20 protein-coding genes are annotated in these 24647 nt (G+C 50.3%); 9 read left to right on the top strand and 11 right to left on the bottom strand.

What is annotated here, in order from left to right; genetic code table 11:
* Window positions 1-136 precede the first annotated feature (136 nt).
* Window positions 137-703, bottom strand: a complete 567-nt coding sequence (rpoE, locus tag NYE54_RS00595; protein WP_076326390.1) for a DNA-directed RNA polymerase subunit delta — start codon at window positions 701-703, stop codon at window positions 137-139.
* Between the two features lie 367 nt (window positions 704-1070).
* Between rpoE and NYE54_RS00590 the strand changes: the two genes are divergently transcribed.
* A complete protein-coding gene (locus NYE54_RS00590) occupies window positions 1071-2219 on the top strand; it encodes a S8 family peptidase (RefSeq protein WP_339269288.1) in 1149 nt (382 codons plus the stop codon).
* Between the two features lie 102 nt (window positions 2220-2321).
* On the opposite strand, the gene argS is transcribed toward NYE54_RS00590, so the two are convergent.
* The 5 genes from argS to NYE54_RS00565 form a co-directional block, all read right to left on the bottom strand.
* Complete coding sequence (gene argS / locus NYE54_RS00585) at window positions 2322-4001, bottom strand: arginine--tRNA ligase (RefSeq protein ID WP_339269286.1); 1680 nt, start codon at window positions 3999-4001, stop codon at window positions 2322-2324.
* Window positions 3998-4423 (bottom strand): DUF1934 domain-containing protein, encoded by a 426-nt coding sequence (locus NYE54_RS00580; protein ID WP_076326387.1) that lies wholly within the window; start codon window positions 4421-4423, stop codon window positions 3998-4000. Before NYE54_RS00580 ends, argS begins: the two co-directional genes overlap by 4 nt.
* Window positions 4424-4771: 348 nt before the next feature.
* Window positions 4772-5443, bottom strand: coding sequence for a GNAT family N-acetyltransferase (locus NYE54_RS00575; RefSeq protein ID WP_339269283.1), 672 nt, complete (start codon window positions 5441-5443; stop codon window positions 4772-4774).
* Between the two features lie 84 nt (window positions 5444-5527).
* Window positions 5528-6199 carry a GNAT family N-acetyltransferase gene (locus NYE54_RS00570; RefSeq protein ID WP_339269282.1) on the bottom strand — a complete coding sequence of 224 codons (672 nt, stop codon included), beginning with the start codon at window positions 6197-6199 and terminating at the stop codon, window positions 5528-5530.
* A gap of 50 nt (window positions 6200-6249) precedes the next feature.
* The gene (locus tag NYE54_RS00565; RefSeq protein ID WP_339269280.1) at window positions 6250-7107 is read right to left on the bottom strand and encodes a carbon-nitrogen hydrolase family protein; all 858 of its coding nucleotides are present in this window, start codon (window positions 7105-7107) and stop codon (window positions 6250-6252) included.
* A 342-nt stretch (window positions 7108-7449) separates the two neighbouring features.
* Between NYE54_RS00565 and NYE54_RS00560 the strand changes: the two genes are divergently transcribed.
* Window positions 7450-7974: a phosphatase PAP2 family protein gene (locus tag NYE54_RS00560; protein ID WP_071221142.1), complete on the top strand. Its 525-nt coding sequence runs from the start codon at window positions 7450-7452 to the stop codon at window positions 7972-7974.
* Window positions 7975-8129: 155 nt separating this feature from the next.
* Window positions 8130-10199 carry a serine hydrolase domain-containing protein gene (locus NYE54_RS00555; RefSeq protein WP_339269278.1) on the top strand — a complete coding sequence of 690 codons (2070 nt, stop codon included), beginning with the start codon at window positions 8130-8132 and terminating at the stop codon, window positions 10197-10199.
* A gap of 99 nt (window positions 10200-10298) precedes the next feature.
* Here NYE54_RS00555 and NYE54_RS00550 read toward each other — a convergent pair whose 3' ends face one another.
* The 3 genes from NYE54_RS00550 to speE form a co-directional block, all read right to left on the bottom strand.
* Window positions 10299-10778: an SRPBCC family protein gene (locus tag NYE54_RS00550; RefSeq protein WP_339269276.1), complete on the bottom strand. Its 480-nt coding sequence runs from the start codon at window positions 10776-10778 to the stop codon at window positions 10299-10301.
* Between the two features lie 628 nt (window positions 10779-11406).
* Window positions 11407-12276: an agmatinase gene (speB, locus tag NYE54_RS00545; RefSeq protein ID WP_076326381.1), complete on the bottom strand. Its 870-nt coding sequence runs from the start codon at window positions 12274-12276 to the stop codon at window positions 11407-11409.
* Window positions 12277-12293: 17 nt separating this feature from the next.
* Entirely contained in the window at window positions 12294-13121 is an 828-nt protein-coding gene (speE, locus tag NYE54_RS00540) for a polyamine aminopropyltransferase (protein ID WP_076326380.1), read from the bottom strand.
* 336 nt (window positions 13122-13457) lie between these two features.
* Between speE and NYE54_RS00535 the strand changes: the two genes are divergently transcribed.
* Window positions 13458-15518, top strand: a complete 2061-nt coding sequence (locus NYE54_RS00535) for a PBP1A family penicillin-binding protein (protein ID WP_076326399.1) — start codon at window positions 13458-13460, stop codon at window positions 15516-15518.
* Between the two features lie 113 nt (window positions 15519-15631).
* Here NYE54_RS00535 and NYE54_RS00530 read toward each other — a convergent pair whose 3' ends face one another.
* Window positions 15632-16513 carry a hypothetical protein gene (locus NYE54_RS00530; RefSeq protein ID WP_076326379.1) on the bottom strand — a complete coding sequence of 294 codons (882 nt, stop codon included), beginning with the start codon at window positions 16511-16513 and terminating at the stop codon, window positions 15632-15634.
* Between the two features lie 410 nt (window positions 16514-16923).
* Here NYE54_RS00530 and NYE54_RS00525 point away from each other — a divergent pair, with 410 nt between their 5' ends.
* From NYE54_RS00525 to NYE54_RS00515, 3 genes are all read left to right on the top strand, one after another.
* Window positions 16924-17307, top strand: a complete 384-nt coding sequence (locus NYE54_RS00525) for a metalloregulator ArsR/SmtB family transcription factor (protein ID WP_076326378.1) — start codon at window positions 16924-16926, stop codon at window positions 17305-17307.
* The gene (locus NYE54_RS00520) at window positions 17308-19566 is read left to right on the top strand and encodes a heavy metal translocating P-type ATPase (RefSeq protein WP_339269274.1); all 2259 of its coding nucleotides are present in this window, start codon (window positions 17308-17310) and stop codon (window positions 19564-19566) included.
* A 185-nt stretch (window positions 19567-19751) separates the two neighbouring features.
* Entirely contained in the window at window positions 19752-20921 is a 1170-nt protein-coding gene (locus NYE54_RS00515) for a copper amine oxidase N-terminal domain-containing protein (RefSeq protein ID WP_339269272.1), read from the top strand.
* Between the two features lie 95 nt (window positions 20922-21016).
* Here the strand turns inward: NYE54_RS00515 and NYE54_RS00510 are convergent, their stop codons facing one another.
* On the bottom strand, window positions 21017-21535 hold the full coding sequence (locus tag NYE54_RS00510; RefSeq protein ID WP_339269270.1) for a YwhD family protein: 519 nt from the start codon (window positions 21533-21535) through the stop codon (window positions 21017-21019).
* A gap of 148 nt (window positions 21536-21683) precedes the next feature.
* On the opposite strand from NYE54_RS00510, the gene NYE54_RS00505 reads away from it, so the two are divergent.
* Complete coding sequence (locus NYE54_RS00505; RefSeq protein ID WP_339269268.1) at window positions 21684-23675, top strand: M1 family metallopeptidase; 1992 nt, start codon at window positions 21684-21686, stop codon at window positions 23673-23675.
* An 11-nt stretch (window positions 23676-23686) separates the two neighbouring features.
* Window positions 23687-24514, top strand: coding sequence for a hypothetical protein (locus NYE54_RS00500; RefSeq protein WP_339269266.1), 828 nt, complete (start codon window positions 23687-23689; stop codon window positions 24512-24514).
* Window positions 24515-24647: the final 133 nt, after the last annotated feature.

Raw genomic sequence — 24647 nt, 5'->3', positions numbered from 1 at the left:
CCAAGCAATAGTTTACTCTGTGCCTTGTCTGCTTGTCAAGAGAAGAAGCAACCTCAAAATTGCCCAATTGGCTGACACTGTAAAACACAGTCATTATCAGCGCAGACAAGTCCTAAAGACCCTGCTGTATGACGGATTAATCCTTATCGTCTTCCTCAAAGGCTTCCTCTTCCAGATCATCTTCCTCTTCGGATTCCGAATCCTCGTCATCCAATTCGTCATCATCCAGAACAACCTCTTCGTCTACATCGTCCTCGGCATCGTCATCATCCGGGAAGAGATCATCGTGATCATCATCTTCGTCATCGATGCTGTCGAAATCCTCCTCGGCATCGTCACCGCTGTAAGTCTCCTCTTCATCGGTGAAGTCATCGTCATCATCATCTTCATCGTTGATGATCCGCGGACGCTTGGCGTTCGCAATCGGATCTTCGGACTTCTCCAGCGGATACCAGCGCTTTAGTCCCCACAGATTCGTTCCTACACATGCGAAACGTCCGTCTATATTGATCTCGGTATATAACTGGGCAATCGTTTCGTTAATTTCCTTTTCCGTAAAGCCACGAAGCTTGGCCACCTCATTCATAAGGTCACGGTAATAATACGGCGTATTCGCCGCCTTCAGAACCATAAAAGCCAGGTCAACCATTGGGATTTCCTGAATCTTCTCCGGATCGATCTTTAAATTGAGCGGATTACTCACTAACGCACACTTCCTCTCACACAATCTTCACGTTATACCCTCAACATATCCATTATCAAAACTAAGTAAAACCTATTTGGAAATAAAAATCAAGTTTTTATGCACCATTACCCATCAGATACCAAAAAGGAAAAAGACGGAGACAATTGTCCCCGTCTTCTGACTGTACCCGCCCCAAGGATCGACTCCTTACGGGATTAGATAAGAGAACCTTGATGTTCTCTTCATGTATCTTATGTTAGCCCTGCTGCTTTGACACGGTAAACAGGGCCTATTTCCCGGAAAAAGGGCAACATCCCATTCGGGCACTCTCCCCGGTTCATACAATACTGAAGCAACGGTTCATCGGGAAGGGAGATTGCCACATATGGATTACACCCGGATCATGCAATCACTACTTACAGAGACGAACCCTATGCGGAACGTCCGGGAAATGAACCGGCGGCTCCTTACGTTTCATGACCCTAAGCTGTACCAGGAATGTATCCGCGAATGGAATCGACTTGTCGGGAAAAGGCGTTTTCCGAGTTCGGTCAGCTATTCGCCGCTTACCCGCACCATCATCGCTCCAGCTCCCCAAACCGCGAAGTTTGAGTCGGAGTTTCAGAATGAACTGATGGTTGAAGAGGATGAACAGGTTCATATCCATGCCATACAGGGGACAATTGGAACGTTAACCGGGATCCCATGGGGTATCAAGCAAATCAAAGCCCCTCAAGCCTGGTCGGTCTCGACAGGACACCGCATGAAGATTGCCGTTATCGACACGGGGGTGGATTTCGCTCACCCCGATCTGAAGTATTCGCTGACTCGAGGGGTTAACCTCGTCCACCGAAACCTACCGCCATATGATGACAATGGGCACGGAACACATATTTCGGGTACCATCGCTGCTGCGAACAGCACGCAGGGAATGATTGGCGTTGCTCCAAGATCTGTAGTGTATCCAGTCAAAGCCTTTGATCATAACGGATCCGCCTTTGTGTCGGACATCATTCTGGCCATCGACTGGTGCGTGCGGTCCGAGATCGATATCATTAATATGAGTTTCGGTATGCAGACCCGAAGCCGTACGCTGCTGGATATTGTAGGCAAGGCCAACCAAGCAGGCGTCATTATTGTAGCCTCCTCCGGCAATGACGGTAAGCGCCGTACCGCGGACTATCCTGCCCGTTATCCTCAAACCATATCCGTCGGAGCTACCGACCGCAACCGGAAAATCCCTTCCTTTAGCAATCGTGGACAATTTGTCGATATTTATGCACCTGGAGATAAAATCGTGTCCGCGTGGCTGCAAGGAAAATACCACGAGATGAGTGGCACCTCCATGGCGACTTCCCACGTCAGCGGAGCGATTGCCCTACTGCTTGCGCAGAAGCCCGACCTGAAAAAAACGGCTACCCTTAAGGCCCTGCTGCGACGCACCTCCTCTCCCCTTAAGCTCAAAAAAGGACACAGCGCCTCCGATGGAGAGGTAAATGCCTTGAAATTTTTGCGCGAGGGCATGAAATTATAAACTGATTCTTCAACAACTATAAAAGAATGTCCGTTTACAAATTAAAAACAGCCGCCTTTCCTCGGAAAGACGGCTGTTGTCACATATTAAAGCAAAAATCCATTACATCCGTTCCGGCGCCGATACGCCCATCAGGCGAAGCACGTTAGCGATGACCGCACGAACAGCTCGAAGCAAAGCCAGGCGAGCCTGCGTTTGATCCGCATCCTCCGTAATCACGCGCTCGGCTCGATAGTAGCTGTGGAACAAGGAAGCCAGCTCATATACATACCGAATGAGTCGGTGCGGAGCATAGTTCTCAGCAGCAAGCGACACTTCCTGCGGGAGCTCTCCTATTTTGCGCAAAATGTCGTACTCATGCTCGGTTGTAAGAACGCTCAGGTTCGCTTCGGAAAGCGGCAGGAGGTTAACGCCTTGCTCCTCCGCTTGGCGGAATACGCTGCAAATACGTGCGTGGGCATACTGAACATAGAAGACCGGATTCTCATTGGACGTAGACACCGCCAGATCCATATCGAAATCCAGGTGGGAGTCCATGCTGCGCATGGTGAAGAAATAGCGGATTGCGTCCACGCCGACTTCATCCATCAGATCTTCCATCGTGACCGCTTTACCGGTACGCTTGGACATTTTCACCTTCTCGCCATCCTGGAACAGACTGACCATCTGGGCGATCAATACAATTAATTTGTCCGGATCATTGCCGAGTGCCTCCATAGCAGCCCTCATCCGTGGAATATAACCATGGTGATCGGCTCCCCAAATATTAAGAATCTTGTCATAGCCGCGCTCGTATTTATTGCGGTGGTATGCAATATCCGGCGTCAGGTAAGTATAGGTTCCGTCATTCTTCACGAGGACGCGGTCTTTGTCGTCCCCATAGTCAGTTGTACGAAGCCAGGTTGCCCCATCCTTCTCATAAGCTTCGCCCTTCGATTTCAGCTCTTCCAGGGATTTCTCCACAAGTCCATTCTCGTACAGGGATGTCTCACTAAACCATTCGTCAAAATGAACGCGGAATCGATTCAAATCGCGTTTGATTTTATCCAGTTCCTTCTCAAGTCCGAACTGACGAAGGAATGCCGTTCTCTCGCCTGGATCCATGGACAGCAAAGATTCGCCCTTCTCAGCTACAAGCTCTTTGGCAAACCCTTTGATATCTTCGCCGTGGTATCCATCTTCCGGCATTTCGGCATCCTGGCCGAGCTCCTGCAAATAACGGGCTTCGAGGGATTTAATCAGGTTCACCACTTGGTTGCCAGCATCATTGATATAGTATTCGCGCGTAACCTCGTATCCTGCAAAATCAAGCACATTGCAGAGGGCATCGCCTACCGCTGCTCCGCGGGCATGTCCCAGGTGCAGACTTCCGGTGGGATTAGCGCTGACAAACTCCATCTGAACCTTTTGCCCCTCGCCCGTAGCAATCCGTCCGTAGTTGTCACCCTGTTCTTCTACCAATGCAACGATCGGATAGAGGTATCCCTTGTCCAAGGTAAAGTTAATGAATCCGGGTCCGGCTATTTCCGCTTTTTCAATCGAAGCTTTCGCCATATCCAAATGTTCCAAGATAGCCTCCGCAATTTGCCGCGGGTTCTTCTTGGCGATTCGTGTCAACTGCATCGCTACGTTCGTAGCCAAGTCGCCATGCGACTTATCCTTGGGAACTTCCAGCGTTATGCCCGGCAATTCCTCACGGGAAACCAGTCCTGCAGCAACGGCAGCGTCAGCCACCGCTTCTGCAACCAGCCCGTTAATGTGATCTAATGGATTCATTGTCATGATTCATGTGCCTCCTGAATAGTCAAACTAATAGAAAAGTGTCCTGATAACTCGCCCGACACATATAAATCGTACGCCCAAGCCGCTCGTCCGGACACGCCTTCAAGCGCTAGCTCCAGACGCTGCGTGTACGTAGAGAGATTAAATGAAGTGAACGGGGAGCGGTAATACCCCGGCAATCGCTGGCCTAACCGAAACGACTGCTCGGACTCCACCTCGCCGTGACGAATCAATTTCAGCTCGTCCTCCGTCAGCTTAAGCATCGCCCGGGTCTCCCCTTGATGCGGTCCAAGCGCTGGTTCTGTATAGCGAACATACAGGACATTCCCTTTAATAAACGCCTCCGCCGGAAGCTCCTGTATCGTATTCTCCCCTTCGTGAAGGCTTTGAAGACGGATGCTCACTTGTTTTCGGTCGTTCATGTATGTTCCTCTTTTCCTTGCCTATTGTATTACTATATCCAGTATAGCCTTGCAATTCAAATGAGGATTTTAGCAAATGTGAAGAAAAAGCCTATCCACGTGCTTACCCGGAAAACCGACCGCATCCTCAATCCCCGTATTTCTCGGCCCATTGCTTGTGCCATTCACTATAACTTACTTCTGTGATTTCCTTGCCAAAATAAGCTGCCGGATCATGGCTCTACACACTCCATGTTTGAATATAAGGGTCATTCTACGATCAGAATACCAAAATATCACATGCTGTGGGCGTAACCCGACAAGAATATGCCTGATTCGTAACGAATCAGGCATGCGCTATCGTATAAGTTACAGCGGGAGCAGGGATACCTTCTCCTGCGTTTCCAGCTTGGCCACCATGTCGTTCCAGGCCTGTGGTTTCTCAGGCAGCACAGAATAGTAACGTTTCAGGAAGTTCACGATCAGCTCTGCAGGCAATTCATTGACAGTATCATCGCCCGGCATGAAGCAGAAGTCGAGCCCGCTCACCGCTTCGCCATCATTATTCCAGGATGGGTGAACGTAGGCGATATCCGTGCGTTTGTAGCCAAGATGCGACAGCACCTCGCGGCGAACGAACGGATCCATCGGCTTTACCCCGCCGAATGCATAGTCCTGTACCCGATATGGATCGTAGATCTCGGCAAACATGCCGAACAACGCTTTGCCGTTTGCGGCCGCCAGCTCATTCAGATCCTTCAAGCGATGCTGTGCCAGGAATCGGCCGATACCAAGCCCTTCGCGCCCGATAATAGTAAAATCGGTCATCGCTACATTCCAATCCTCGTAATAGCGGTATTCCGTAGTGCCCACCACTTCGTCCTCATGCAGGGCAACAAACACCCGAATACCCGGATCCTCCAGCGGTTCTTTCCATAGGCTGAATTCCAGCACCTCTTCCGGAGGGAACACGTCCTTCATCAGATTGTGCATTTTGCGGAACAAAGGATCGTCGATGCTTGTAATACGGATATATTCCATCAAATAAAAGCCTCCTTATATATGTAATAAAAAAATCCATCTTTATATATGAAGTCCATTCATTATCGTTCAAGCGAAACTTCTTCATCCTCTAAACGGATTCTTCCATTCCATCAGAGCCCCATAATTGCAGGATTCCTCATCCTCCAAATACTCCGCTGCCACCCCGACGGGCGTCCGGCCGCAACGCAGCAGGAAGGTAATCACCGGATCCTTGAGATCTCCTCGGACAACAGCGTCCAGATACTCCGCAGCCGACATTTCATGGGCATGCCGATGATAGCCGGGCATCCGTCCGCCGCCAAGCAGTCGGTCCAGTCCCCGATTCACCGTCACATGATACAGCGACTGAATCAACCATTTGCCGAGTCCAAGCTTACGGAAGCGCGGCCTGACACAAATGTCGGCAATGTATAGCGTATTCCCGTCCGGCTTATGGGTCCGGATATACCCGTTATCCGTGGTCTCCGCCCAGGAGTGCGCAGGCTCCCATGGATCGTAATCCACAATGAGCGAGGTAATCGACCCGGCGAGCATCCCGCCCACTTCAACGCACAGAGCGCCCTCAGGGAATAAAGTGACGTGCTGATTCAGCTGCTCCTTGTTCCACCACTGCTCCGGCGGATATGGGGGCGGGAACGTCTCGGATTGAATGAAGATCAGCTCGTCAAAATCCGCTTCCGTGTAGCTTCGAATGACAACCGGCACCGGCCGAGCGTCGTCAAATACATAAAACTGTTGATGAAACCGGGCCATTTCCTCTGCACCGCCTTTGTCCTATTTTCCTCACGTGCTGATAAACGGGCTTATTCCCAATCCGGATACAAATCCGTGCGGCGATCGCGCCATGTCGTGACGGATCCCTTCTCGCGCACTTGATACAATAAATCCAGATCAAGATCGGCGGTAATGATCATGTCGTTGTTCAGCTCTCCCTCGGCCAGCAGGCCCTGCGGAGGAAACGGGATATCGTTCGGGGTAATGATGGCCGCCTGTCCGAAGTTGGCACGCATCAGATCCACGGTTGGCAGCGAGCCAACGGTACCGGTCAGCACCACATAGATTTGATTCTCAATGGCGCGGGCATGGCTGGTATAACGCACGCGGTGAAATCCGTGCCGATCATCCGTACAGGACGGACAGAAAATGACGTCGGCCCCTTTAGCCTTGGCCATGCGCACAATCTCAGGGAATTCGATGTCATAGCAGGTCAGCATCGCAATGGTGCCTTTTTCCGTCTCGAACACTTCGAGTCCTTCACCCGCTCCCATATTCCATCCGCTAATCTCCGAAGGCGTGATATGGATCTTGGCTTGCTCCGCAATGCGGCCGTCCGGATAGAACAGATGCGCTACATTGTACAGCTTCCTTTCCCGGCGAATGACGTGCGTCCCGCCAATGATATGCATGTTATATTGCTTCGCAAAGCCTTGAAACAGCTCGCGGTAACGGTCTGTGAAATCCGGAAGATCATTGATCGTCAATGCCTTGCCCTGATCATCCCCGATGGACATCAGTTGGGTTGTGAAAAATTCCGGAAACAGCACAAAATCGACTTCAAATTCCTCCGCCGTCCGGATATAATGCTCCGACTGACGGGCAAAATCGTCAAAGGATTGAATGGTGTGCAGATGATATTGCACGGCAGAAACGCGGAATTTCATGCTTCTCCTCCTTAGGCATGGTTAGATGCTTTCATTATATCGGATTCCGGGCTTCGAGAACATGGGGACATGAAGTCATCATCCCTGGGAAACCATAATCTTGTGAAGCGTGCTTACAACACACTCAAAACGGCTATCATCAAACCCACCTGCGACAAAGAAAGTTCAATTTATGAAAAAATACATGTCATTCATACCCACGCTTAACAATTCTCCTGTATACTGTCGTATGTAAGCCTCTTGTCTACACTATGAATCTCGGCCCTTACAAGCATATATTGCAGCCTATTTAACTTTGGGCTGACTGCTTACAAAATTATAATGTGAGGTGTTCTGTTCACAATGATTACTCGTTCGATGGATTGGCTTCAGCAACATGACCACCTTATCTTCCGCTGGTTAAACCGCAAGATCAGCAACAAAACGGTGGATTCGATGCTCGCGCTGGTCACCCATATGGGGGGTGCTATCTTTACCATTGTGCTGACACTTTCGATAGCGTTTTTTGCACCTGAGCCATGGAATACGATGGGGTGGCAGAGTTTTATTGCACTTTCACTCAGCTTCCTGATTACGGCCCTCATCAAAAGGAAGATGCGGCGCATCCGGCCCTATCTGGCACTTGAAAAGGTACGGTTCGAAAAAAAACCGATGAAGGACCATTCGTTTCCTTCCGGACACTCGACGGCCATCTTTTCCATTATCACGCCGTTTCTGTTTATAACACCCTGGCTGTCATTGCTCTTGATCCTGCTGGCCCTTACGGTCAGCCTGTCACGCATTTATCTTGGCTTTCACTATCCTTCGGATTGTTTGGCAGGCTGTTTCGTCGGAACCACCTCGGCGCTGCTTATCGTACTCAGTTAAAAACAGGTATCCCCACATGGCTTTACGGCTATGGATGGGATGCCTGTTTTTTTGTTCCTCCCCGCACTTTGTAAATTTCCCGAAAAAAGATTGAACCATTTGGGCTGGTAAATCGTACTAACTAAGTACATTCATAATAAGGAGGTATTTATTCATTGAAGAAAAGACTATCACGGATGCTCGTAACCCTTCTCGCAGTCACACTGGTTCTTCCTGCTGGGGTAATGGCAGCAGATAACAGCCAAGTTGCTGCTGGAGGAGGCCTTCAGAAAACCGCCGCAGAGAAAGCCAAGCTGCTCACCGAGACTTATGGTACGACAAGCGTTCAATATGCCCTTATCGACAACGGAGTGATTACCGTGTCCGGTCAAGCGGGCGTCAATGATATCGAAGGAAAGAAACCGCTGACCAAGGAAACGATGTATGGCATCGGCTCCACGAGTAAAGTGTTCACCGCCGCTGCGGTCATGAAATTGGTGGATGAGGAGAAAATCAACCTGGATACGCCTCTGGTTCAGTACATACCCGAATTCACGATGAAAGACGAACGTTACAAAAAAATCACGCCGCGCATGCTGCTCAACCATTCCTCCGGACTGCAGGGTTCCAGCCTGAACAATGCATTTTTGTTCGAAGATAATGACCCTCATGCACATGACACGCTGCTGAAGCAGCTGTCCACCCAAAATCTGAAAGCAGACCCGGGTGCATTTTCCGTTTATTGTAATGATGGATTCACGCTAGCTGAGATACTGGTAGAGAAAGTGAGCGGCAAGGAGTTTACCGCATTCATTCATCAATCTTTTACCGAGCCGTTAGATTTGGACCACACGAAGACATCCCAAGATACGTTGGAGTTAAGCCAAATGGCGGGTCTGTATTTTCCTACTCACCAAGGACAGCTTCCTAACGAGACGGTCAATGTGATCGGAACCGGCGGCATCTATTCTACGGCTGAAGACCTGGTGCAGTTCGCGCAGATCTTCACTGGGGAAGCCGAAGGCATTCTTTCCGACAAATCCGTTAAAGCCATGGAGCAGGAAGAATATAAAAAAGGTCTGTGGCCCGAAGATGCCGATAACTCGTTCGATTACGGACTCGGCTGGGACAGCGTGAGACTGTTCCCGTTTAACCAATATGACATGAAAGCCGTAACCAAAGGCGGAGACACTATCCTGTATCATGCTTCGCTCGTAGTTCTTCCAGAGCAAAATATGGCTGCCGCCGTATTATCTTCCGGGGGTTCCAGCTCAACCAACCAATTGTTGGCCAACGACATTCTGCTGCATGCCCTTAAGGAAAAAGGCACGATCAAGGAATTCAAGCCGGAAAAATCATTCGGCAAACCAGTCAAGGCCGACATGCCTAGCGACATCGCCAAAAATGCAGGTTACTATGGCGTGACGAATCAGCAGATGAAAGTCGATATCAAGGACGGCGAACTGTCCATTACCGTACCGATGGTGCCAGACTATCCTGCAGAGAAATATGTATACACTGCAGATGGAACATTTGTCAGCGCGGATGGCAGCACGAAGGTTAGCTTTGTCAAAGAAAAGAATGACCGCCTCTACTTGTGGGTAAGACAATATGTAACGATTCCTGGACTTGGGCAAATGGCTTTATCGCATTATACCGCCGAGAAAATGGAAGCGAACCCGTTATCCAAGGAGACCGCTGCCGCTTGGGCCAAGCGGGAAGGCGAAACGTTCTATCCATTGAACGAGAAATTCACATCGCTGATGTACTTCATCACGAAACCGACGGTAGAGATTAACAGCAAGAGTGGTCTGGAAGGATATCTGATCGACAAGAAGATCATCGACTCGGATACCGCAGTAAGCCAGCATCAGGTTCCGGCGATCGGCAGCCGGGATACGTCCGAATTCCGTTTCTATAAGGAAAAGGGCGTAGAGTATCTCGAAGGGGCAGGTTCCCTGTTTGTGAGCGGTAAGGACGTTAAGCCGCTTTATAAAGGAAAAAAATCAACCGTTACCCTGCAAGCCGATGGCTATGCCAAATGGTACACCGTCCCTAAACAAGCTGCAGGCAAAACGATGACCGTCACCCTGCCGGCACAAGGCGCATTCGCCGTGTATGACGAAAAAGGTGCCGTTGTGAACTACAGCATCGTCAGCGGCAGTAATGAAGTGAAGCTCCCAGCCAATGGAGCTGTCGTATTTGCCGGTGCTCCAAGCTCCGCATTCGGTATCACCCTGAAATAACACGAAAGCAAGCAACCCGATTAGCCGCTAGGCTTACGTAGGGTTGCTTGCTTTTTTTACTGCCAAGGGACGTTGTGAGGCGCGGCAGCCTGTCCGCTATCATTCAGTAAAGACCGCGAGATTCTCAAGCGTAGAATTCAAGCCCTCTTCGTGATCTTCCTGACGTATGCCCTCAGGAACGTCCTCGCAAACAATCGTCACATCCGTGCCTTCCGCAAGTGCTGTCAACGTCCATGTCATGGTCATCAGGCCCCCGTAAGCGGGGTCTTCCGACTCGAATTCAAAACACTGCACGATTTTCTTGTTTGGCACCAACGCCAGGAATTTACCTTGGACGATATCCGTACCTTCCGATGATTTACCGAGATTAACTTGGTCCGTTCCATTATAGGTGAGTACCATTCGATAAGTCCCGCCTTCACAGGCATCAAAGGTGTCGATCTGACCTGACATCCCCTCTGGGGGAAGCCACGATACCCAAGCCTTGGGGTCAGTAAATGCCTGATATATGGTTTGTGGCGATGCCTTAATCATTCTCGAGGCAGAGTCAATTCTCTTCTTGCTGGACGAATCCCCCATTGATGTTAACCTCCTTATGGCGTCATCAAAATCCGGGTCAAGCTTTCTTAAGTTTATAACATATGACCACCCATAATTTCTTCTCAATTGCTCAGTTGAAAAAGCAAGCCGACCCCGATAGCCATAGGCTTAGGTAGGGAAGGCTTGCTTTTTCTTCAGCCGGGGGGCGATGCCTCGGCAGAGCATGCACGCAGTGCAGGCCCACGCGAAAAAGCAAGCCGACCCCGATAGCCGTAGGCTTAGATAGGGGAGGCTTGCTTTTTCTTCATCAGCCGAGGAGCGAATAGCCTCGGCTGCTCATGCACGCAATGCAGGCCCTCGAGCGACCCGCCAGGGAAGCTGCCAAGAGGGCCGAAACCACGCGAAAAAGCAAGCCGACCCCGATAGCCGTAGGCTTAGGTAGGGGAGGCTTGCTTTTTCTTCATCAGCCGAGGGGCGAAGCCTCGGCTGAAATATGGACGCAATAGAGGCCACGAGGACGTCCCCGCCAGGGGAGACCGAGCGGTGGCCGGGCACAAGCACCAGCCCCGCTCAGATCCTCGTACCAACTCCGTACGCCGAAGTTCCGGGTGTCCAGAGGGCAGCGCCCTTGGGGCCCTCCCTGGCAGGGAGGGTTTGGGCGGGTGGACTACTTAACGAATCCCAACAACATCTCACGAATCAACTTCGCAGCTACGATCTGGGTCTGCTCCGAAGGATCATAGATCGGCGCCACTTCCACGAGATCGCAGCCGACCACGTTCACGTCGGAGCCCGCAATGAGGTGCACGGCTTCCAGCAGCTCCTTCGATGTGATGCCGCCTGCTTCTGCAGTACCGGTGCCCGGTGCGGCAGATGGATCAAGCACATCGATGTCGATAGTCACGTAGACCGGACGGTTGCCCATGGAAGGCAAGGCTTCTTTAAGAGGCGCCGCCACTTCGAACGGATAAAAATTAATGTTCTCCCGTCCATATTGGAACTCCTCGCGGGAGCCGGAACGGATACCGAATTGATAAATATTCTTGCCGCCCATAATGCCCGCCGCCTTGCGGACCGGTGTGGAGTGGGACAACGGCTCTCCCTCATAATGCTCGCGCAGGTCAGCATGGGCATCGATATGGATCAGAATAAGATCCGGATACTTCTCATACACCTTCTGAATGATCGGCCAGGATACGAGGTGCTCGCCGCCAAGTCCGATCGGGAATTTCCCGTCATCCAGCAGTTTGCCTACATAATCGCCAATCACTTCAAGGCTGCGGCCCGCATTGCCGAAAGGCAGCATAAGGTCGCCTGCATCGAAATACGTCATGTCTTCAATGCTTTTATCTAAGTACGGGCTGTACTCCTCCAAGCCTACGGAAGCCTGGCGAATACGAGCTGGGCCAAAACGGGAGCCGGGACGGTAGCTAACCGTGAAATCCATCGGCATACCGTAAATGACAGCTTTGGACCCCTCATAATCCTCAGAACTCAATATAAATACGTTGCCGGAGTAACCTTGATCCAGTTTCATCAGTTTATCGCTCCTCCTTATTTCACCAGGTCTTCAACAAATTTAGGCAGCACGAATGCGGCTTTGTGCAGGCGAGGCGAATAGTATTTCGTATCCATCTCATCAATCGTGGACTCGTCCACTTCAAGCGGATCATACGTTTTGCTGCCCATGGTGAAGGTCCACAGACCGCTTGGGTAGGTTGGAATGTTCGCTCCATACACTCGGACGATCGGGAAGATTTCCTTCACGTCTTTGTTGACCTGCTGAATCAGGTCCGCTTTAAACCACGGGTTGTCCGTTTGCGCCACGAAAATACCGTCTTCCTTCAGCGCTTCGTAGATCCCTTGGTAGAATCCGCGCTCAAACAATGGAGCGGCCGGGCCCACAGGCTCGGTGGAGTCTACCATAATGACGTCGTATTCGTTCTTATTCTCTATGATGTGCATATATCCATCGTTAACCAGTACTTCGACCTTCGGATCATCCAGCTTGCCGGCGATCTCAGGCAAATACTGCTTCGAATATTCAATAACTTTTCCATCAATTTCAACGAGTACTGCTTTCTCTACGCCCGGATGCTTGATCACTTCGCGAATGACGCCACCGTCTCCTCCGCCGACAACAAGAACCTTCTTCGGATTTGGATGCGTGTTCAGCGCGGGGTGAGCGACCATCTCATGATAGACGAATTCATCCTTAATTGTAGTCATAACCATACCATCCAGAACGAGCATACGCCCGAATTCCTCAGTATCGATCATGTCCAGTTGTTGAAACTCCGTCTTCTCATGTACAAAAGTCTCCCGGATTTTAGCCGTGATGCCAAAAGTCGGGGTTTGCTTCTCTGTGTACCATAATTCCATCGTCGTCACTACCTTCTTTCCGCTAGAATAATGTTCAGCCGTCCAGATCCAAGCCGCAAAACTTTATTCGGGGCAGATGCCTTTAGCTTACAGTTTCACACTTTTCCTATTGTACCAAACAAATTAGATTATATTAAATCAAGCCCAAATTGCAACCAAAACTTCCGGCACAAACGAATGGAAGCAGAAACATCATCGCTTTCGATGAATATCCTGCCCTCAGCAGCCCCATACTATATAGAAAAAGAAGGCAACCAAGGGGAATTTGAGCATATCTCCATTTTTGGCAGCGCAAAAGCCTCGACTCTACAAAAAGGACTGGAAGGAGAACCACTGATGCCGGGACAAAAAAAATCACCCAAGCGCAAACGTCGTTTCGTCCGGCTTGCTACATTTCTGTTCGTACTCCTTGGCATTTCGATCATCGCCGGCGGCATTCTGCTCGCCTATTTATTTATAACGCCACTGCCCGTCGCGGAAACATCCCGCTACTCCCGTCTGCTTGACAGCCAAGGAGATTTAATCGCCACTTTCTCGACCACGGGGCATACATCCGAGCAAGTGAGTTTGAATGATATATCTCCTCATCTGATCCAGGCTACCTTGTCGGTGGAGGACCGGAAATTTTATGATCATCCAGGGTTTGATATGAAGGGCATGGCCCGAGCCGTATTGGTCAACCTGCAGCATATGGATCGCAAACAGGGCGCCAGCACATTAACCCAGCAGCTTGCACGAAACTTATACCTATCTCATGAAAAAACATGGACTCGCAAACTCAAGGAGGCCAAATTCACTGCCCAGCTTGAGATGAAATATACGAAAGATCAAATACTTGAAATGTACCTCAACGAAATTTATTACGGCCACGGGGCTTACGGTATCGAATCGGCGTCCCTGCTCTACTTCGGCAAACCGGCAAAAAAACTGACTTTGGCCGAAAGCGCGATGCTGGCTGGCATTCCAAAAGGTCCGACGTATTACTCGCCCTACAATCATATGGACAACGCGCTCAAAAGACAGCAGATTGTCCTCAATGCCATGGCGGAGACTGGGTTCATTACCGAGACCGAGGCCGATAAAGCCGCCTCGGCCAAGCTCGCCCTGCTTCCTCAGGACCGTCAGGAGAATAAAGTGATTGCCTCCTATTTCCGGGATTATGTCCGGAGCCTCGTCACCAAACAGCTGAACATTACGGATCAGCAGCTCGAACAGGGTGGCCTCAACATCTATACGACCCTGGACCCGCGGGCCCAAAAGGCAGCAGAAGAGGCTGTATCCGAAGGTATGGACAACAAGAGCGAGCTGGAAACGGCGCTCGTGTCCGTCGACCCGCGTAACGGGCACATCAAAGCCATGGTTGGCGGTAAGAACTACCGGGAGAATCAGTACAACCACGCGTTGGCCAAAACAAGGCAGCCCGGGTCGTCATTTAAGCCGATTATGTACTTAACAGCCATTGCATCCAAGGAAATGACGAGCACCAGCGTGTTCAACAGCCAGCCCACTCTGTTTCATTACGATAACAACCGCAAAACGTATCAGCCCAGCAACTTCGGCGATAAATATTTAGGGGAAATTCCCATGCGGGAAGCCATCGCCGCTTCGGATAATATTTATGCCGTGAATACCATTATGAAGATAGGCCCGGATAAAGTAGCCGACATGGCGAAAAAGATGGGCATCACAAGTCCGCTTGCGCCTGTCCCCTCGCTGGCCCTGGGAACCTCACCCGTCAGCCCGCTGGAGATGGCCTCCGCTTATGCTGTTATGGCTAACAACGGCAAACGGGTATCACCTGTCGCCGTACTGAACATCACCGATGCCGCTGGCCGCAGCTTGTATACAGCGCCGGAAGAGTCGGGTGAACAAGTGGTTGAACCTGCTGCAGCTTACGTGATGACTCGCATGATGGAGGGGGTATTCGAGACAGGTGGCACGGGCAACCGCGTCTCTACCCTAATGAAACGGCCGGTTGCCGGGAAGACGGGCACCACCGACTCCGACGCTTGGCTTGTGGGCTATACACCGGAGCTGGCAACGGCGGTTTGGGTTGGATATGATAAAGGGCGGGAAATCAGCAAAGTCGACGGGCGGCGGGCAGCGCCGATTTTCGCCCAGTATACGGAGAAAGCGCTGGAGAATGTACCGCCCAAGATTTTTCCGATCCCGGATGAAGTCATCAGCGCTTATGTGGATCCCAAGACCGGGAAGCTCGCAGGCACCGACTGTCCTGGCAAAATTCTGGAGGTCTTCGTTAAGGGTACGGAGCCTACCGAATATTGTGATGAACACGGAAACGGAGAGCCTGCGAAGAAGGCGGACCCTGCAGATGCGGCCGAGAAACAGGAAGAACGTTCCTGGTGGAAAGATTTCAAACGATGGTGGGTTGAGTAACTCGGATCGCGAACCGTCACATCAAAAAAACAGCAAGCTCCTATTACGGGACTTCCCCGCAAGAGGACCTGCTGTTTTTCTCTTTTTCACAATAGGTTATGTAGATGGCTTCATTATAAAACGGTTATATATTCGATCATGGAACTACCCAGAATCACGATCACGAGCATCAGTGCAACATAAACCAGCAGGATCGCATACAACGGATCCAGGCCACCGCCAACCATTCTTCTCTTGTAGCTGGTCATGACGAATAACGGCACGGTCATCACGGTGCTGATGAACGAGAGAAGGATGATAACCTTGGATATATCACCATTCAGGAACAGGAACAGAAAACTAACCACATACAATACGAGGAATATGGGCAGCAAAGCCCCGAATCTTGCCATCACTTCTTTTAGCTTAGCAGTCGGGTTGAAGGACAGCTTGACCGCAGCGAAGGTAAAGGCGTTCAACAGGAATAAGAAAATCGCAGTCCAAATGATAGGCTTTAGGACAAGATCTGCAAATGCCCCCTCAGGCAGCCCTTGCAGTTCATGATGAAGCGCTGCATACAGCGCGAGTGGAAAAAGAACAACATAGAGCACCATGGACACGATCGCATTGAAGAACTGACCGCTCTCCGTTCCGGCAGCTGCGCCAAAGGGATGTCTGAGTCCCTTCAGAAAATAATCCCCGTAGAGCTGCCCGTACAATTTTAAGCTGGTCCAATAAGGATTAGGTTCCTCTTCTTCTTCGGCATGCTGCCGGCCTGCCGCTCGGAACGGAATATCCGGCGGGGTATACACCGGCAGAGCAGATTCGATCTGGCGTGCATGAGGTATCTCCCCTTTACTGCTGGCACTTCGTCTATTCACACTATAGACCTCCGACGTTGCTGCTTGCTCTTTCATGGCGGCAAATACGGGTGAATCCTCGATAATCAGCCTTGCCCCGCATTTCTTGCAATACTTCCCATCTCCCGTTTCATATCGACATATTGGACAAGTCATACTCTGGCCTCCCCTATTATACACATCCGCAAATCGAAGGATAGGTATTAGATAATGTACACATTCGAATTGAAACGTTTGGCCCGTGCAAAGATGTTATGCAGCGCATGAGGTGTCCTGGACCCAGGTATGCTTCTTATGCGAATTTACATCTTTTTGCTAATAGTATAAGTTGGCGTGATATGAAATGGAAGGATTTTCTGAGGAGCGACGCTGCACCTAACCGTTGGTATTGGTTAATACTATAGGACTTGTCGATTCATTCTTGGACTGTGAAATGCTTGTGAACAATCAAATATCCGTTTGAATATTGTGTGTAAATCGGGTATATTATGACTAACAATCAAATCAACGTTTGAATATAAAGAATAAAGAGCACTTATTGCTCCTAATCCAAGGAGGTTGTTCCTATGAATGCCCGGACGATGAACGAAGAAGTCTCCCTTGAGCTGTGTGAAACGGAATGTCCTTCAACCGAAAGGGTTGCTTTGTTAAAAGAAACGATCTCCGATGATGATATGATCGGCATGGCAGAAATCTTCAAGGCTTTGGCCGATCCGACGCGGGTCAAGGTAGCCTATATGCTGGACCGTGGCGGCGAGCTATGTGTTTGTGATGTAGCCGAAGTACTCGGAAGTTCAACGGCAACAGCCTCCCATCATCTGCGTACGCTGAAGAACAAAGATATCGCCAAATCGCGGAAAGCCGGAAAGAATGTATACTATTCGCTCAAAGATGACCATATCCGGACACTGCTTCACATGACGCTGGAGCACCAGAAGGAGAAGATGTAGATGAGCACAGACAACCATCAACGTTCCAAATCATCTCCGGAGGCAAGCGGAGAACTTATTGAATACCGGGTACATGGCCTCTCATGCCCTAACTGTACACGCGAAATGCAGGAAGAGATCCAGAAGCTGGATCATGGAAACAATGCCCGACTTAGTTACAACAGCGGGAAATTGACCCTCTCTCCCCATGTGAATCTAAGCCGGGTAGAGACCATTCTGAAAAGTGACGGTGCGCGCATCGTTCATGCTCCGCAGACAGCCTTATCGGCCGCCGGCGCTGAAGCACAGCCTGCCCATTCATCGCATTCTCACGGATCGGCACAAGGTCATGATCACGAACATAGCCATGGTCATGCTCATGAACACAGTCATGGCGGCGAAGGGAACATGAAATGGCTGCTGTCGATCTCCGCTGTTTTCTATCTCTTAACCTTTCTATTAGAAGGAAAAGTCCCTGAACCGATTGTGATCGCATTATATGCAGGGGCTATGATTTTGAGCGGATATACGACATTTTTGCGCGGACTGCGCAATCTGACCCGCTTCAAATTCAATATGGATACTCTGATGACCGTTGCGCTCGTGGGCGCCGTCATCATCGGGGAATGGCGGGAAGCCACGCTGGTTGCCATTCTATTTGGTCTTAACGAGCTGCTGGAAGGTTACGGCATGAATCGGGCCCGACAATCGATGGAAGCCCTGCTGGCTGCTGCACCGAAAGAAGCCGATCTATGGAAAGATGGTCAAACCCAGCGCGTACCGATCGAGAGTCTCTCTCCCGGAGACGTTGTCCGGGTAAGACCCGGGGAGAAGATTCCTTCGGATGGGGCCATAACCCAAGGAATCGGGGCGGTGAACGAAGCCGCCATTACCGGGGAATCGGTACCTGTTACGAAACGGGAGGGCGATGCTGTATTTGGCGGCAGTGTAAGTACCGATGGCGTTCTCTATATCGCCATATCGAAGGCCTATGAGGATTCCTCCCTGGCCAAGATCATGCATCTTGTACAGGAAGCACAGGACAGCAAGACGCCGACAGAGCTCTTCATCGATAAGTTTGCTAAATACTATACTCCGGCGATTATGATCATCGCGCTGGCGGTTACGCTAATTCCTCCACTGCTGCTGAATCAGCCCTGGATGACCTGGATCTATCAGGGGCTGTCCATCCTCATTGTCGGGTGCCCTTGCTCGCTCGTGCTTTCTTCTCCGATTGCACTGGTCAGCGGGATGACCCGCGCGGCACGCAACGGGATTCTGATCAAAGGCGGGGTCCATCTGGAGCAGCTTGGCCGGCTGGAAGCCATCGCTTTTGACAAGACGGGAACCTTGACCAAAGGCGAGCCTGCCGTGTATGCGGAGACGGTATATGATGAAACCAAATTTTATGCCGTTGTAGGCGCACTTGAGCAATCTTCTCTTCATCCGTTGGCTAAAGCCGTCATGAAGCATCTGGAGATCAAGAATCCGCAGTGCATGTTTAATGAACCTCAACAGATAACGGTATTGCCAGGTGAAGGCATTCGAGCTGAAATTGGTGGGAAACTGTTCTGGGTCGGAAGCGAGGAAGTGTTGAAGCATGTGAACGGCCCGCAAGATCATATCAGCGCCGTAGAGGAAGACATTCGGCGTATGAAGGCCCAAGGCTATACGATCGTTGCCGCCGTAAGCGAGGATCGCGTATTAGGTCAGTTCGGCCTTGCCGACGAGATCAGACCGGAGACCGAAGCCGTTGTCCGCAAGCTCCATGAGGCCGGTATCACGGATACGGTCATGCTGACAGGCGACCACGAGCAGTCCGCACAGGCGATTGCGAAGCAATCCGGTGTATCTCGGGTATTCGCAAGCCTCCTGCCGGAACAGAAGGTTGCCAAGATTAAGGAGCTCTCTTCCCGCAAAAAAACCGGCATGGTTGGTGATGGTATTAACGATGCCCCTGCATTGGCCGCTGCCGATCTGGGTATCGCGATGGGGAAAGGGACTGACAGTGCCATCGAAACGGCAGACGTCGTATTAATGCAGGATCACCTTGGCAAGCTGCCAGGGGCCATCCAAACCGCAAGACGGGTCAATCAGATTATTAAGTGGAATATCGGGCTCTCCTTGTCGCTGAAGGCCATTGCTTTACTGCTTACGATCCCAGGATGGCTGACCCTGTGGATCGCCATCATTTCGGACATGGGGGCAACCATTATCGTTACCTTGTTGGGTCTCACCATTCTGCTTGGCAAGGATCAGGAGCTGAAATCAGGATATTGATATCACCGGAGCTTCGCCCCTTCAGGGCAGCTCCGTTTTTTTTAGTTCGCCCTTTGGCGCGCCAGCTCTAATCCTTCGCCATCGCGTATATCCTTTTTTACATGATTTTGTGATGGGGTGAAACATTTTCCATTATTTAGCCGTTTATATAGACGGGAGTGTGAAAACCAGAAGGAGGAAATGATATGAAATCCGTGCAAATCATCAAATTAGCAGGTACCGCATCCATAGCCATGTCTTTATTGCTTACGTCCTCATCGCTCACAACGATTCCTGCCCATGCGGCAGCAGCCTCCACATCACAGAGCAAGGTAACATGGAGCACGCTGGATGTGAAACATAAACCTTATACGAATAAAGGCGTTGTATTCATTCCATTGAAGGAAGTTTCCGAACAGTTGCAGCTACATTTGATTACCCCGGGAAAAAACGAACTGTACATTAACAGCCCGACACAGTCTGTTCGCATTACCATCGGACAGTCGCGCGCAGTCAATGCCAAAGGGACCGCTCTGAAGCTCGAAGCGGCTCCGGTTGTGAAGAAAGGCGTGACTTATGTTCCAGCCAGTCTGATTACCAAAGCCTTCGGTATTCCTCTGAAGTATGACAGTAAATCCGGACTTAGAACGACCTTTGATGCTTGGTCAAAATACGCCTATGCTTCCAAGGCCAATATGCTGTTCTGGGTAAATCGCGAGAATGGGATGCTGTCCATGGGTAAAGTTGGATCCATGCCAGCCCAAGTTGGCATGATCCCCGTTGAGGAGATCGATCAAGTCAGCTTAAGCGCACATCGTATCAACAGCAATACCTATGTCGTCGACTTGTCCAATTATTACGGCGAACCTCATATTCATGAGGGAAGATATCGGGTGCTCATTCAGGACAACAAAATCCTGAAGCTATCCAAAACCAATCATTCCAATTTTGCCGGAATAAACTACAAACCAGACCAACTCAGTTTCCAAGGCAATATTGCCATGATGAACGGCAGTACGCTTGAGCTGGTTCATCCGACAGGCAAAACGGTCAAATCTTATGACCTGGCCGCGCTCACGGGAGTAGAGGATAGTTTTATCGTAGAAGCGATCGAACAGGACTTCCTGCTCGTCCGACCCTACACGAAGGCGACCCTATATATCGTTCATCCGACAGGCAAGACAGCGAAGCTTATCTATCCTGAACTTCTAGATGAGGAAACCATCAAGGTCATTGAGGAAATGCCGCCGAACGAGGTGGGCTTCATTGGTGACGGTTTAACGTATATCGGATATGCCGGCGGCAAGCTGACGTTCCAATACAATAATCCGTTTCTCGGTCAAAAAGAAAAACGGACCTACACCCTTCCATTCTAACCATATGCAATGACAAAAAGACCGGCGGGATTCGTTCACGAATCCAACCGGTCTTTCCACTTTAGCATCTAGAATAATCACTTTTATTTATGGTATCATGCCTCGGTTCGAAGGGCTTCCTTGAATTCCTCTGGTGTTGCATTCCACCATTCCTCGTTACGTGAAATCAGCAGCTCACGCAGTGCTTTCTTCTCGACGTCGCCAAGGCCATCCAGAATGATCTTGCGCTTCATCGCCGCATCCATTTTATTCACATGATCGGCGAGGATCTTCCAACCACGACGGGCCTCCTGGTCGATCCACATTTCACAGGCGGTCATGCCTGCATAATGCTGTCCTTCGGCGGTACGGTCTACAGCGACCCACACGATCCATACCTGGCGTCCATTCGGCACTTCATCCCGGTTCATGCTGAAACGGATACCCTTCTCCACCTTACTCTTCGCATGCATGGCTCCAATATCAACTCGGGCCTCGCCATTGTCGATAATGACAGGCGACAGACTGTTCAGATCGATGGAGCCTGATCCAAACCCTTTATGCTTACTCTTACTATTAATAATATTCAAAGCAATCGGTTTCTTCGCACCCTGCTTCTGCTCTTCATTCTCCACTGCTGCCGACCTCCTATATCAGAGCCGATTCTTACGTATCAGCTGCTAAATTGATAACCTTTGTCCCAATAATTTTATTTTAACTAATAATCCCCCAAAAGCAAACATATACATGCACTAGATGCTTGTCAACGGGAGGTTGTTCGATATGGTCCCACCACGTGCTAAAGTCTTTCTATCATCCCTGCTTGCCATAGGTTTGCTTGCAGGATCGATGCCGATATTTCTGAATCCAGGGTCCTCAGCGTCTGCTCTTGCCCCAAATGCGGGCAAGCCCTCCGTCTCTGCTGTGGAGAAGGCCCCTCTCTCACCGCCTAAGGTGCAGCCTAATATTCCCGCTCCGGCCTTAAGCGACCGACTAGTGGAATATCATATGGATGTTCGGTACGAGCCTGAGGAGAACAAGCTTAAGGGCAAACAGACGCTCACTTGGACTCATCCAGGCAAAAAAAGCGTAAACGAGCTGTACTTTCATCTGTACCCCAATGCATTTGCTTCCAATGATACGACCTTTATGAAGGAATCGGGTGGCCGGCTTCGTTCCGATCCCATGCCAGACGACGGATTCGGCTCCATGACGATTACCAGCGTGAAAACAACCGAAGGTCTGGCCCTGACCCATCGCCTTCAATTTGTCCAACCTGACGACGGTAACATCAAGGATCACAGCCTTGTCAAGCTCCGATTGCCTAAACCCATCAAGAGTGGCGAGAGTGTCACCATTCACTTGGAGTTTGAGGTCGAGCTCCCCAAAATATTTGCTCGCATGGGTACCACCGAGAATTTTATTATGGCGGGGCAATGGTTTCCTAAAATTTCGGTCTATGAACCGGCTGGTCTTCGCGGAAGAACAGAGGAAGGCTGGAATCTTCATCAATACCATGGCAACTCCGAATTCTATTCTAACTTCGGCATTTATAGCGTTCGCATCAGAGTACCCGAAAATTACATTGTTGCTGCGACTGGATTCCCTACCAAGCCTGCCCAAAAAATTAACGGGGAAAAAATTTATCAGTTCTATGCGGATGATGTACATGATTTTGCCTGGTCGGCATCGCCGAACTTTGTCACGGCAGAAGAAGCATTCTCCGCACCAGGCGTACCGGGCGTCCGCATCAAGCTGTATCTCGATCCAGCCCATAAAGACTTAAAGGAGCGTTACTTTGATGCTGCCAAGTCGGCACTCGCTTCGTTTGGAAAATGGTACGGAACCTATCCGTATTCCACGTTGTCCATCGTCGTTCCGCCAGAATCGGGCAACGGTGCAGGCGGCATGGAATACCCGACGCTGGTCACGGCCTTCGGGGCCAAAAACGATTCGCCGGGATATGAGCTGGAGCGGACCGTCATTCATGAAATTGCCCATCAATATTTTTACGGAATGATCGCAAGTAACGAATTTGAGGAAGCGTGGCTGGACGAAGCCTTCGCAACCTATGCAGAAGAACGAGTGATGGAAAAAGAATACGGGATTACCTCCAATACGGCGGCTCAGGGAGCATCCATCACTTCCCCTGCACCGCTGAAGATGGAATCCTGGAAATACAGCTCGCACGAAAACTACGCACTGAATGTTTACACGAGGGGCAAGCTGGTGCTGCAAGGCATCGAACGACAGGTCGGTCCGCGGATGATGGAGAAGATTCTTCATACGTACGCCCAGAAATACCGCTTCAAGCACCCGACCACGTCCGACTTCCAGAAAGTTGTAGAGCAAGTAAGCAAAACGTCCTGGCAGCCGTATTTTGACCAATATGTATATGGAAGCCAGATGGCGGACGTTGCCATCGACGTGATCAAAACCAAAAATAAAGGCACGGCGGAACATCCTCGGTATGAATCTACGGTCAAGATAACGAGCAGGGACGGGGATATAACCGATGTGCCAATCGTGTTCGCCTTTGAGGACGGCAAAACGGTGGAGCGAACCTGGAGCGGCAAGGACCGAAAAGTTACTTACACCCTGGAGTACAGCACTCCGCTCGCCTGGGCCATGGTTGATCCGAAATATTCCATCGTCCTAGAGAATAAACACATCAATAACTATATGAAGGCAGGAATGGATCCGAAGGTGGTTACACGCTGGAATCTCAGTATTACCAAGCTTGTGGAGACGCTGTTCGGCAGCCTGTCATGGTGAGGGGGGAGCACATGAAAAGTTACGCAGGCCAAGGGTGGATCAGTGTTAAAGACCAGCTATACGTCTCGATTCTGCTCTTCTTATACCGTTTGCTGTGGGGATACTGCCTGTACCGACTCGTAAAATCGGCAGTCGTTCCCCTTCTTATGCGATATCCGGATTCTGCCCCTAACGAGCTCAGCCGTCTTTTATTCTTCTACGAGGGCGAGATGAGCCTATCCCTGAGCAGCACGGTCCACACCTACGCATGGCTTCTGGCCGGTTTGCTCTTGATCAGGATAATCTTCACCCCGCTCATTCGGGCCGGCATCTTCTACAACCTTCACCAGGAAGCTAAGGGCGAGCGCGGTTTATTCTTCTTCATTGGCATGCGGAAACTGTGGAAACCCGTAACGCTATTCTATCTGATAGAGCTCATTCTCACCTTTGCGCCCGGTTACTGGATTCTGCCCAAAATCCTTCCGATTCTGCTGAATGGGATTCAAGAGCCTGTTCTGCTGCTTCATGCACTGCCCTATGCAGCTGGGTGGTTCTTGTACGCCTATCTGATCCGCCTGTTATTGCTCTATATGCAATTCGGGCGCACTGGGGGGTTCGGTATGATCAGCTCTATTCTGGCACTCTTCCGCCGCTTGGGCACGGCAGTGCTGTTGTCCATCACCATCGGCGGATCAGCCTGTATCATTCTGCTGCTCCTGAGCTCGGCTTCGCTCTTCTGGGCCGGGTTGATCGGCTTAATTATTCAGCAGGCCTCTTATTTCCTGAATGGATTATTCCAAATTTGGGTAATTTCCACCCAATATCATTTGTGGAGAGATTCCTCCTCACAGCATTCTTAATCGTTACAATTCGTTACCCTGATATGGTGAATCATGCTCGCGAATAAGCTGTAATCCGAAGTGACACGTTTTTATCTCGAGCTTGATTTTACAAAGAATAAGCATTCATTTATCCTCTATATTACAAATTTCT

Origin of the sequence: Paenibacillus sp. FSL K6-1330 (assembly GCF_037976825.1) — a bacterium.
Taxonomy (GTDB): domain Bacteria; phylum Bacillota; class Bacilli; order Paenibacillales; family Paenibacillaceae; genus Paenibacillus_AQ.
This window is presented reverse-complemented; position numbering and strand designations above follow the sequence as displayed.

Bases quoted from the DNA above. Each gene is read 5' to 3' on its own strand.
- NYE54_RS00550 (WP_339269276.1), bottom strand. From the start codon at position 10,778: ATGGGGGATTCGTCCAGCAAGAAGAGAATTGACTCTGCCTCGAGAATG.
- NYE54_RS00520 (WP_339269274.1), top strand. From the start codon at position 17,308: ATGAGCACAGACAACCATCAACGTTCCAAATCATCTCCGGAGGCAAGC.
- NYE54_RS00535 (WP_076326399.1), top strand. From the start codon at position 13,458: ATGCCGGGACAAAAAAAATCACCCAAGCGCAAACGTCGTTTCGTCCGG.
- NYE54_RS00505 (WP_339269268.1), top strand. From the start codon at position 21,684: ATGGTCCCACCACGTGCTAAAGTCTTTCTATCATCCCTGCTTGCCATA.
- argS (WP_339269286.1), bottom strand. From the start codon at position 4,001: ATGACAATGAATCCATTAGATCACATTAACGGGCTGGTTGCAGAAGCG.
- NYE54_RS00575 (WP_339269283.1), bottom strand. From the start codon at position 5,443: ATGGAATATATCCGTATTACAAGCATCGACGATCCTTTGTTCCGCAAA.
- NYE54_RS00500 (WP_339269266.1), top strand. From the start codon at position 23,687: ATGAAAAGTTACGCAGGCCAAGGGTGGATCAGTGTTAAAGACCAGCTA.
- NYE54_RS00530 (WP_076326379.1), bottom strand. From the start codon at position 16,513: ATGACTTGTCCAATATGTCGATATGAAACGGGAGATGGGAAGTATTGC.
- NYE54_RS00565 (WP_339269280.1), bottom strand. From the start codon at position 7,107: ATGAAATTCCGCGTTTCTGCCGTGCAATATCATCTGCACACCATTCAA.
- NYE54_RS00590 (WP_339269288.1), top strand. From the start codon at position 1,071: ATGGATTACACCCGGATCATGCAATCACTACTTACAGAGACGAACCCT.
- NYE54_RS00560 (WP_071221142.1), top strand. From the start codon at position 7,450: ATGATTACTCGTTCGATGGATTGGCTTCAGCAACATGACCACCTTATC.
- NYE54_RS00570 (WP_339269282.1), bottom strand. From the start codon at position 6,199: ATGGCCCGGTTTCATCAACAGTTTTATGTATTTGACGACGCTCGGCCG.
- NYE54_RS00525 (WP_076326378.1), top strand. From the start codon at position 16,924: ATGAATGCCCGGACGATGAACGAAGAAGTCTCCCTTGAGCTGTGTGAA.
- NYE54_RS00580 (WP_076326387.1), bottom strand. From the start codon at position 4,423: ATGAACGACCGAAAACAAGTGAGCATCCGTCTTCAAAGCCTTCACGAA.
- speB (WP_076326381.1), bottom strand. From the start codon at position 12,276: ATGAAACTGGATCAAGGTTACTCCGGCAACGTATTTATATTGAGTTCT.
- NYE54_RS00515 (WP_339269272.1), top strand. From the start codon at position 19,752: ATGAAATCCGTGCAAATCATCAAATTAGCAGGTACCGCATCCATAGCC.
- speE (WP_076326380.1), bottom strand. From the start codon at position 13,121: ATGGAATTATGGTACACAGAGAAGCAAACCCCGACTTTTGGCATCACG.